Raw genomic sequence first — 4,742 nt, 5'->3', positions numbered from 1 at the left:
CTGCTCGTCGCCCTCGGGAAGGCCGAGGTCGTCGGCGAGCGCCTCGACCCGCTCGCGCAGCACCTTGACGGCCAGGCGGACACTGCCCGCGCCGCCGCTCCAGAGCGTGATCGGCTGCCCGAATCGGTAGTAGGCGGTGACCGTGCACCAAAACGGCGCAGGCGGCGTCCAAGGGCGCTCCCGAACGAACACGTCCTGGCCGGTCACGTGGCGGGCCGGCGGCGCGTAGGGTCGCGGACGAGGCATTTCAGCCCTGCGCCGACTGCCGGGCGCAGGCCGCCGACCGAACAACTGGGCAAGTTTGCTGAATTTCACCGCGTGGCTCTTGTAGGCAAACCATATGTATAGGCAAAAAAAAAAAAAAAAAAAAAAAAAAAAAACCATCCCGTCGGCAAGAACGCTCGCCCATACCTTCTTCGTCGTCGCCGTAGTCACCACTCCCACGGCGAGCGCCAGGCGGTCGACGAGGATCAGTCCCCGGCCGTGCTCTCCACAGGCGGTTAAGGCCCCGGGGAGCAGCCGGTCGGGCCGGGAATCCTCGACCTCGACCCGGCAGGTGCCGCCGCTCTCGTCAAGCTGCACCACAACGGAGTCACCCGGGCTGCTGCCGTGCCGGATGGCGTTCGACACCAACTCCGTGAGGATGAGCAGTACATCGCCGACGCGCTCGCCGTTCACGTCCCATCCCCACTTCCCCAGCTCCGTCCGCACGTTGTGACGCACCATGGGGACCAGGTCCGTATCCGCCCTGTAGCGCCCCTTCCAGCGGCGTACGGTCGGGTGTTCGACGGCCACCATGTACATCGCTCCCAGCGGGCGAAGAGGCTGCGGGTCGTGGGTCAACGGACCTCGCGTCGAAGACACGACGCGCCCGATGCACTACCTACGGAATCACCATCAACTTCCGATCACCAGGCCGGATTTGGTGCGAATATGGTTCCCTTAGGGTTCAAAGTGGCCCGTGGCCTGCACTGTTGTTCGGCGTGGATCTTCGGGGGATTTATGGAGCAACGACAGCTTGTCCGATGGCGGAGAGCTGCCGGCCTTACGCAGGAGCAGCTGGCCGAACTGTTGACCGTGAGTCTCTCTACCGTGCGCAGGTGGGAGCGTGGGCACGACAAGCCCAGGCCATGGAGGTACCCGCCACTCGCCCGAGCGCTCAAGATCAAGGTCACTGACTTGAGTGTCTTCTTCGACGGTCCGTCGGCAACCGTGGAGCACAGTCAGGTGCCGAGCGCGCCGACAATCGCCGATCTGACCACGGTCCTTGAACTACGCGAGGCACACCTCGCTCTGTCGGCACGCTACGAGCTGGTCCCCGGCTCCGAACTCCTCGCGGAGGGAAGCGAACAACTCGCACACCTCAAACAGCTCGCCCAGCAATCCCACTCCAGTCGCCTCACACGGGACGTGCTCGCCTTGCAGGCCGAGACCGCCATCCTGATGGGAAAGCTTGTCTGGGACGCGAGCCAGCGCCGGGCTTCCGCCGCAGCCCGCACGTACTACGATCAGGCCGCCCGCATCGGTGAGCGCCTACGCGACCCGGCTGTGCAGGGCCATGCCCTCCTACGGTCGGCGTACGTCGAGTTGTACGGAACGCGGGATGCCGAAGCCGGCCTGGCCCTGGCCCAGTCCGCCGCCACGGTGGCCGCACCGATCAGCCCAGCGCTCGCGGGTCTCGCGCTGCTGCACGCTGGCGAGGCCCATGCGATGCTTCGCCAGGGCCGCGAGTGCGACCGTGCGCTTGGCGAGGCGATCAGCACCCTCGAAACAGTCGATGCCACCGATATCGCCAGCGACCTTGCCGCCGTCGACCAAGTCGAACGACTCGCTGGGTCGTGTTACCTCGAACTCGGGCAACACCGCACCGCGCGCAGACGGTTGGAAGCTGCGGCCGGCTCCGTCTCGATCGGCCCGAAGTCCCGGCCGATCGTGCTGGGCAACCTTGCCCGCGCTGCCATCGGGCAAGGCCAGCTCGACGGTGCTGTCTTCGCCATCAACCGGGCCATCGACGATCTTCAGACCATCATGAGCGGTGGCGGAATCGGCGTGGTCGTCACCGCAGTCAGGGAACTCAGGCCGTGGCGAACAGCCCAAGAGGTGCAGGATGTTCAGGACAGGCTGTTCGACCTGATGGCTGCGCCGTAGAAGGAGCCCCCTTGTCCAACAACATCGAGGCGGACAAGTCCGCGTTGCGAGAGCGCGTGTGGAGTGCGTTGGATGCCGCAGGGGCCGTGCGTGGACCTGTCCGCAACAGCATCCCCGACTTCCACGGCTCTCACGAGGCCGCAGAGCTGCTTGCCCAGCTTCCGGCGTGGCGTACCGCCTCGGTGGTGAAGTCGGTACCCGACACAGCGCAGGAGCCGGTTCGGGCAATAGCCCTGCGGGAGGGGCGTCTGGTCTACATGGCGGTCCCCCGGCTCGCCCTTCCGCACCCCTTCTTTGTCCTCGATCCGGCTGAACTGCCGAGTCCCGCTGAGGCCGCGGCGAACCGTCGCACGGCGGCGGCCATCGCACCGACGACCGACGTGGGCGGAATGCGGCCCGTCGACCTGATCGTTCTCGGGAGTGTCGCGGCCGATCGCTCCGGAGCCCGGATCGGCAAGGGCGCCGGCTACTCCGACCTGGAGTACGCGCTGCTCGCGGAGGCCGGACTGGTAGGGCCGGGCACCGTCATCGCGACGACGGTCCACCAGCTGCAACTGGTGGACAGCATCCCGACGTCGGAGCACGACGTCTACGTGGACCTGGTGGTCACGCCTACCGAGATCATCACGTGCCCGCCTCGACCTCGCCCGTCCGGCATTCTGTGGAACCACCTCACCGAGGCGAAGATCGCGTCAATTCCTGCTCTTGTGGACCGGCAGCTCCGTCAAGGCCGGACGGCCTAGTGTCCTGAGCCGGGCCAGATACGCGCCGGAGCCCGTCGCCTGAAGGCGACGGGCTCCATGACCTCGTGACAGCTGCCCCCGGCCAAGTGCCAGCCGCAGAAGCCCGAACTCGTCGCGCGGGATCGACTGGGCCGGCACGTACAGCAGCCACGTGACCGCCCGGCGGGTGCCGGGGTAGGTCCGGGACGTAGATCCGCTAGCGGGCGAAGGCGACGGGTCTGATCGGGGCGGGTGAGGTCGAACAACCGCTCCGAGTCGTCTTGGATGGAGCGCACCACAGCCAGGGCAGTTCTCCACCGTCTCGGGTGAGACTCAAGCTGCGAGGGCGCTGTGTGACGTGCCGGCGGCCCGCGGCTAGGCGGTGGGGGCTGCGGTGCGATCGAATCGCCCAGCCCTGGCGCCTTCAAGGAAGTCCTTCCACTCGGTCCACGCGAAGAGGAGAGGGTCCTTGTCAGGGTTCAAGGTGTCGCCCAACCCGACGAGTCCACGGTCGAGGAAGGCGACCTTCACGCAGTTGGTTCCACCGCTGCTGGCCGTCAGCCACTCCGCACGTTCGAACTGGTCCCTGACCCACGTCGGGTCGAGGAGGTTCTTCTCCTCAGCGGTGACGATGGTGTCAGCGTCAACATGGGAAGCGTGGGGCGCGAAGTCGTGGGTCACAAGAGGTCCTTGGCGATTCGAGCGAGCAGTTCCAGCGATTCCTTCGGCGGCAGGGCATCGGTCTTCAGGTGATCGCTGCAGGTGTGGTAGTCGGTGACGGTTGCGGGGTCGTTGAGGTGAAGGGCGGTCTTCATGCCCTCGATGGTGACCGAGTCATGGCCGGTCGGGAACGTCCAGGCCATGTAGGGCCCGTCCGTGCCGGCGTGCGCGCCGCGCGACGGCGGGACGACCTGGATGACGATGTCACGGTGGGCGCGGGCCAGTTCGATGAGATGAAGGACTTGAGCGCGAGCTGTGGCCCGACCACCGACTTCCTGACGGAGCTGGGCCTCGGTGAGTACTGCCCAGATCCGTAGCGGGGTCTTGCGGGACAGCGCGCTGAGGCGGGTGTTCCGCCGTACCGTGATGAAGCGCTCAATGTCCTCGCCACTCTTCCAGGCTCGGCTAGCGACGACTACGGCCCGCTCGTAGTCGTCGCACTGAAGGAGGCCGTGGACGACTACCGGGCACCAGATGAACAGGGTGTTGGCGATCTCCAGGTTGGCGAGGTAATCGCCGAGTGGGTCGTCTGCGACGCCGGGGTAGCGCTGGTGCCAGTCACGGTCGCGGGCGTTGCGCACCATCTCGCGCCAGGCTTCCTGGACGGCGGGGTCGGCGATCTGGAGGACATCGAAAAAGTGCGGGAGTTGCTGCGGCTTGATCCCCTGCGTGCCGTTCTCGATCTTCGAGATGGTGGACGCGGAGCCATACCCGAGTGCAGCGGCGGCCTGTTCGACGCTCCAGCCGAGTCGGGTCCGGGCAAGCCTGACTTCGCTCGCAAGGCGGCGTCGCCGCGGTGTCGGCTCGACAGCCACCTTCAGCACCTCCCCTTCTCTGGGACAGGCTAGCGGTTAGGCAGTATCTCGCATATGCCGGTTCGGCGAAAAGGACAGAGTGTCCTTTCCGACCCTCTTGCCGTTTGCCTGACGTAGCGTCATCATCGGTTCACGGTTGGGAACGGGGCCGTGCGCCACCCTGCGGTCGGCAGGCGCCTCCCGTAGCCCCCTCGAACTTCGTTACACCACAGCCCGATTGCCGCCTGTGGGCCCTCATCCCGGTGCTACGCCCGTCCAGCTCGCGACGGCCCGGGAAGGCCCTTCGCGGACGTTCGGGCAGATGGGAGGCAACAACATGGACCAAGCCACCGTCTTA

General features: G+C 66.4%; 5 protein-coding genes and 1 pseudogene. 3 read left to right on the top strand and 3 right to left on the bottom strand.

The window, feature by feature from the left end; translation table 11 throughout:
- The coding region (locus OG556_RS41105; RefSeq protein WP_371523339.1) for an ATP-binding protein at positions 1 to 798 on the bottom strand (798 nt) is incomplete at its 3' end.
- Between the two features lie 135 nt (positions 799 to 933).
- Here OG556_RS41105 and OG556_RS41100 point away from each other — a divergent pair.
- From OG556_RS41100 to OG556_RS41090, 3 genes and pseudogenes are all read left to right on the top strand, one after another.
- Positions 934 to 1,167: pseudogene (locus tag OG556_RS41100) on the top strand (helix-turn-helix domain-containing protein); the annotation flags it as partial.
- A 12-nt stretch (positions 1,168 to 1,179) separates the two neighbouring features.
- Complete coding sequence (locus OG556_RS41095) at positions 1,180 to 2,148, top strand: transcriptional regulator (RefSeq protein ID WP_331743536.1); 969 nt, start codon at positions 1,180 to 1,182, stop codon at positions 2,146 to 2,148.
- Positions 2,149 to 2,159: 11 nt separating this feature from the next.
- The gene (locus tag OG556_RS41090; protein WP_331743534.1) at positions 2,160 to 2,891 is read left to right on the top strand and encodes a 5-formyltetrahydrofolate cyclo-ligase; all 732 of its coding nucleotides are present in this window, start codon (positions 2,160 to 2,162) and stop codon (positions 2,889 to 2,891) included.
- Between the two features lie 354 nt (positions 2,892 to 3,245).
- Here the strand turns inward: OG556_RS41090 and OG556_RS41085 are convergent, their stop codons facing one another.
- Both OG556_RS41085 and OG556_RS41080 read right to left on the bottom strand, forming a co-directional pair.
- Positions 3,246 to 3,551, bottom strand: a complete 306-nt coding sequence (locus tag OG556_RS41085; protein WP_331743531.1) for a DUF397 domain-containing protein — start codon at positions 3,549 to 3,551, stop codon at positions 3,246 to 3,248.
- Positions 3,548 to 4,414, bottom strand: coding sequence for a helix-turn-helix domain-containing protein (locus OG556_RS41080; RefSeq protein WP_371523337.1), 867 nt, complete (start codon positions 4,412 to 4,414; stop codon positions 3,548 to 3,550). Before OG556_RS41080 ends, OG556_RS41085 begins: the two co-directional genes overlap by 4 nt.
- Positions 4,415 to 4,742 lie beyond the last annotated feature (328 nt).

It is taken from the genome of Kitasatospora sp. NBC_01300, assembly GCF_041435235.1.
Classification (GTDB): Bacteria; Actinomycetota; Actinomycetes; order Streptomycetales; family Streptomycetaceae; genus Kitasatospora.
This window is presented reverse-complemented; position numbering and strand designations above follow the sequence as displayed.